General features: G+C 62.1%; 2 protein-coding genes. Both read right to left on the bottom strand.

Translation table 11 applies throughout. The annotated features are described in order from the left end of the window. Positions 1–60 precede the first annotated feature (60 nt). Positions 61–2,973 (bottom strand): PAS domain S-box protein, encoded by a 2,913-nt coding sequence (locus VIG90_RS07370; RefSeq protein WP_331592847.1) that lies wholly within the window; start codon positions 2,971–2,973, stop codon positions 61–63. Positions 2,974–3,593: 620 nt separating this feature from the next. Beyond that, positions 3,594–4,484 (bottom strand): 3'-5' exonuclease, encoded by an 891-nt coding sequence (locus VIG90_RS07365; protein WP_331592846.1) that lies wholly within the window; start codon positions 4,482–4,484, stop codon positions 3,594–3,596. Between the last annotated feature and the right edge of the window lie 530 nt (positions 4,485–5,014).

Genomic DNA, 5,014 nt, shown 5'->3' with positions numbered 1-5,014 from the left:
CTGCGCGCTCGGCTTGCAAAAGAGCCCGCAGCGCCGAGCCGATCGGTCAGATTGCCAAGGCTATTCCGGCCCAGAATTCAGGGCCGCTGCCACCATGTCTTCAAGCTCGTCGACAAGGAACGGCTTGCGCAGAACCGACGCCTCCGGTCCGACGAGCTTCTCGACCGCAGCGGTGTCGGCATAGCCGCTCACGAAGACCACGGGCAAGTCGGGCTGCAAGCGGCGGGCCATATCTGCCAGCTTTGCCCCGTTCATGCCCGGCATGGCAAAATCCACCAGCAGCAGGTCGGGCTGCGCTGAGGCCAGCAGCGAGAGCGCAGTTGGCCCGTCGGGCGCTTCTATAACGCCAAAGCCGAACGCTTCAAGCGAAGCGACGAGCACGCGCCGAAGGTCCGGATCATCGTCCACCACCAGGATCATCGCCGGCTCCCCGGCTTCGGCTCGGCGTTTAGGGCCGCGCCGCTGGGCGGCGTCCACAGAAAGATCGGTCCTGGGCAGGTAGAGGCGCACGGTGGTGCCGCCGCCCGGCCGGCTTTCGAGGCGGGCAGTGCCGCCGGATTGGCGGGCGATGCTGTAAACCTGCGCAAGCCCCAGCCCCGTGCCCTGTCCGACGTCCTTGGTGGTAAAGAACGGCTCGAATGCCCGCGCGGCAACATCGGGCGCCATGCCGCAACCGGTGTCCGTCACCGCAAGCTCGATATAATCTCCCGCGGCCAGTTCCGCATCCCCAGCGCTCCGCCATGGCCGTGTCGCGATCGTCAAATGGCCGCCGTCCGGCATCGCATCGCGTGCGTTGATCGCGAGGTTGAGGATGGCCATTTCGATCTGTGTCTGGTCTGACAGGACCATGGCGGGCTCGGGATCGAGGTCGAGCGTCAGCTGAACCATGGGCCCCAGCATTCGGCCCAGAAGATCGCGCAGGTTGGTGAACAGATCGTGCAGATGCAAAGGCTTCTGCTCGATGCGCTGGACGCGGGCAAAAGCGAGCAACTGGCCTGTCAGCCGGGTGCCTCGCTCGGCAGCCTGCAAGGCGATCGATGTGAACCGGCGCACGCGCTCCGGATCATCCGGTTGGCGACGCATCAGATCAAGAGAACCGACGATTGCACCCAACAGGTTATTAAAATCATGAGCAATGCCGCCTGCAAGCTGGCCGACCGCCTGCATCTTCTGAGCCTGCCTCAGCGCGGTCTCAGCCCGCTCGCGCTCCGCCATCTCAGCCTCGAGGCGGGCATTGGCATGACGCAGCTCGCGGGTACGCTCCCTGACCCGCTGCTCCAGAACGCGCTCGACTTCTACCTGCTCTTGGACATCAACGTTCGTCCCGAACCAGCGGATGATACGCCGGTCCGTGTCATGGATCGGCACGCCGCGGGTCAGAAACGGGCGATAGGCCCCATCGGCGCTTTTGATCGGGAATGTCATCTCGAACGGCTCACCGGTTGCAACAGAGTGCTGCCAGCGCTTCATGACGAGCGGCCGCACCTCCGCGGCGACGAGCGCCGTCCAGCCCCAGCCCTTGATGTCCGCAAAGCTGGCACCGGAATAATGGTACCAGCGCTCGTTGTACCAGTGCACGTTTCCATCTGCATCGGCCATCCAGCACAGCGCCGGGATGTTGTCGGCCAGGGTCTCGAACTCCTTGCCTCGAATGCGCAGGGCCTCTTCCGCCGCCTTGCGCTCGATGGCATCGGCTGCCTGACGGGCCAGGAGGTCGAAAATGCGCAGGTCGCGCTCGCTCGGCGTGTGCGGCTGGCGCCAGTGGGTCGAAATCATCCCCACCAGTTCGCCCGACCGTGACAGGAGAGGAGTAGACTGAACGCCCCGGATCCTGGACCGCCGATAGGCCTCCAGATCGGCGCTGCCCGCCATGGCCTCGCAGGTTTCCACGTCAGGGATCACCACGCGGCCGCTGTTCCTGAGCGCTGCGCCACAGGTGCTCTCCGACACCGCATCTACCAGGCGCCATGCCTCGGCCGAAGCCGCGTGAAAGCCGCGGAAGCCGAGCAGGCGCAATGTCCCGCTTTCGGGGTCCAGCATCTGGATGCTGGCGCAGTCTGCGCTCATGAGGTCAACCGCCGCCGTGAGGATGTGATCAAAGATTGCGTCGGCCGTGTCGTCTCGAAGCAGCAATGTGCTGACCTCTTGCAGCTTGCGCAGCGCCGAGACCTCGGTCGCAAGCTCGGCTTCCCGCTCGCGAAGCTCCATGCTGACCTGCGCCTGTTCGATGCTGGCTGAGGCCAGCTGCGCAAGCTGACCAAGCAGCGCCTCATCCACAGCGTCGAAGCCAGTGCCCTTCCTGTTGCCATAGAGCCGGAGCTGCCCAAGGCTGCGGCCAGTGCTGGCGATCAGCGGTGCAGCGAGCTGATCCCCGGCAGCGGGCATGGGATGCAAGGGACCATCCGCGGTTGCAGTGGCGAGGCTGATGTCGCTCCGACGTGCGCCGATGATCTGCCGGGCAGCCCTGACAATGTGCTTGAGCTTCTCATCAAGCGTCGGAGCCTGCGCGATCACCAGCGCGGCTTCGGTAATGGCCTGCAGCTGACTGGAGCATCGTCGCAGAGAGGCCTGAGCCTGGCCTGTAATGCAGAGCCAGTAGCTCACGTCGTCGGCCCGGAAGGCGCTTACATGACAGGCGGCGATAAATGAGGTCCCGTCCTTGCGACAGTGACGCCATTCGCCTTTCCACTGGCCCTTTGCCGCGACATGGCGCGCCACCAGCGCCATCCGGCGCAGACTTTGTGCCTCAGGATAGGCGCTGAGAGTGGCGATATGACGATTAATGAGTTCGCCGGCGCGACAACCATACATGCTGTCCTGGGCCGGGTTTGTGTAGATGATCAGCCCATCCTCAGACACCAGACACACGCCGTCCGTGGCGCTTTCCCAAAAGGCACGGTAGAGCTCGGCTGCGCAGGCAGGTTCGGGACCCCGGTGAGCAAAGGCATCGGGCGGCAGATCTGTTCCGGTCATGATCAGCAATCCGCGTAAACAACTGTCTGGTTCATTCGTTATCACTCAGCTCTGCGAAATTCACAGACTAGTACGATCCTTGGCGTTGACCAGTCAGGTTGAAGTAATTTTGAAGGTTAAAAACCTGCCAGCAGCGTGCCGCCTCTGGAGTTTGCCTTGATGACCGGCAGCCACATAAGTCATAAGGTCCGTGCCGGTCGTGTGCGGGATAGCGTGCTGAACGGAGCGGCCACGTGCGGAACCCTCCCGACCAGGAGAGGACCTTGCCTCATGCTCCGGTCGGGCCGGATTTGAGAGGGGCCAGACAAGTCTCTGATGGGGCCAAATCACTCTGGGGCTCCATGGTGTCTCCGGCGCAAAGCTCGATGGAAACGCATGCGTCCAGTGATGGACTGATCGACCTGGCGTTCGGCATGTGTGTGGCAGTAAGATAAGTCAGAATTGGGCCGAACCGCGCCAGGGCATGCGCCCGAACCCTTCGGAGGCATCGGCGAGACAAGGGGCAGGTGCGTATCGGCTATGGCGTGTTGCCTGCGTCTTTTACCCTTTTCCCTGCATCATAGCCTTGCTGGCTGCCCGCTTTGGTTGCTTTGCCACTCTGGCTGCGTGCCTTATCGCGCTCAGATTCGGTCCGAAAAGCGATCATAGGCGTCAATCCGACGGATAAGGAGATCGATATCGCGGCAGTAGATCTCTGTCTTGAGAAACCGAAGCTCCGCCTCAAGTTCAGGCTCCGGAATGTCGATATGCCAGGCGCGCGGCTGAGGCCCCGGCTCCCCATTCCACCGGTATCCGCGTGCCTTCAGCTGCTCCTTGAGTTCAAAGGGAGAGTTCTCGGCCCAGATGCGCCAGCTGGCAACGCGCGCACGCGCCAGAAGGTGCCTGAGTCCTGTCACTTGAGACCGGGGCAGGGGCATTGCCAGAAGTTCAATTGTGGCCAGACAGTCATGCATTGCTCGGTGCTTGTCATAGAAGAAGCCGGCGGCCTGAGCGAGATAGGCGAGCTTGGAGCCTTCATAGCCTTCGGCACTCCAGTCGATCTGGCTGAGCGAGCAGGCCCAAGGCTTGGTTGTGAAAACATCGCTGAACCGCTCCAGGAAACGGCGGTCGAATGCGGCGTTATGGGCAATGACGAGCGAGGCCGGGCTCGCAAAGGTAGCAACCTCGGCGGGATCGATGCTCCGGCCCTCCACCATCTCATTGGTAATGCCGGTGATCGCGGTGATCTCCGGCGTGATGGGTTCGCTTGGCTGGCGCAGGCTCTGGAAACTCTCTCCCACGCTGTAGATGGTTCCGTCCAGACTGTACGTAAACGGCGTCATGGCAAGCTCGATGATCTCATCGCGGCGATAATCGAGCCCGGTGGTTTCCACATCGACCATCAAACCAAGGCGCACCGGCAGTCCAGGAGGCGGCGAGGCATTGATGCGTGGCCTCAGGCGGCGGATAATCCGGTAGTCTCCTGTTGCTTCCAGCGTCTGGGCCAGGGTTTCCAAATGATCACTTGCCATGAGACTGCGCTTAACACTCCGCCAACTCGGCCCTTTTAGCCACGCTGGAAAAATCTGCCAGCACTCTCGTGAAGGCGTCGGTGTCGGCCACTGAGTGCCGAGCATGGGCGCTGTGAAACATTGCAAAGGCGGGAAGGCGCTTGCGCATGGGGTTGTCCACACCCCGTAGGATTTCAAAGCTGGTAATCTTCAGTGGAGCCAACGCTCAGAACAATTGCCAGCACGGACGAGAACTTTCTGAGGACGGTGGCGTTCGCATCTCCCAAGGCGCGTTCGTGTAGATTGTCAGGAGCCGGCAGCCCGGCCGGAGCATGCCAGATGCCCTGAGATGAAGCCAAACAGTGCAGGGCCAATGCTGAACATAAGCCACGCTTCGACGCGGGCATCAGTCAACAGTTGCCTGTCCGATCAGATGTCAGACTTGGTGGTGGCCGTAGGCAGCGATCCGGTTCTTGCAACTGTTTCAGCACTGTCGCCTGATCGGATCAATCCGGCACTGTCGACAGCTAAGGCGCAGCAGCAAAGGCCTT

Source organism: Pedomonas sp. (genome assembly GCF_036515995.1).
GTDB lineage: Bacteria > Pseudomonadota > Alphaproteobacteria > Sphingomonadales > Sphingomonadaceae > Pedomonas.
This window is presented reverse-complemented; position numbering and strand designations above follow the sequence as displayed.